Source organism: Holdemania filiformis DSM 12042 (genome assembly GCF_000157995.1).
Classification (GTDB): domain Bacteria; phylum Bacillota_I; class Bacilli_A; order Erysipelotrichales; family Erysipelotrichaceae; genus Holdemania; species Holdemania filiformis.
The window spans coordinates 1-553 of sequence record NZ_GG657584.1 but is presented as its reverse complement, the minus strand read 5'-3'; the positions used below and the strand labels follow the sequence as shown (position 1 = coordinate 553).

Here is a 553-nt window from a genome sequence, read left to right as displayed (position 1 = left end):
TTGAAGCGTTTGAGGAATTAACCTACCGCGGCGTCAGCATCAACGCGACGGTTTCGTTTACCTGCGCCCAGGCGATTGCGGTCGCCGAAGCGGTAGAGCGCGGCTTGGCACGGCGGGAAGCGGAAGGCTTGTCCACGGCGGATATGCATCCGGTCTGCACGATCATGGCCGGCCGGACCGACGATTACTTAAAAGCCTGGGTCAAGCAGCACGACGTGATGATCAGTGCGGAAGCGTTGGACATGGCGGGCGTAGCGGTGGTTAAGAACGCTTACCGTTTGTACAAGGAACGCGGTTACCGGACAAAGCTGTTGGTCGCGGCCTTCCGCAATCAACATCATTGGGAAGAATTCATCGGCGGAGATATCGTCCTCACGATCACCAGCGACTGGCAGCACAAATACAACGGCAGCGACGTCGTGATCCAAAACAACATCGACACGCCGGTCGCTGACGAGCTGCTCGACGAACTGATGAAGCTGGATGAATTCAAAAAAGCGTATTTTGAAGAGGGGCTGAAGCCGGAAGCGTTCGAGCATTACGGCGCGTTCTT

Annotated in this window: 1 protein-coding gene; it reads left to right on the top strand. The window is 56.4% G+C overall.

Annotated features, from left to right (window positions below):
- The coding region (locus tag HOLDEFILI_RS18090) for a transaldolase family protein (protein ID WP_006061405.1) at positions 1-553 on the top strand (553 nt) is incomplete at both ends.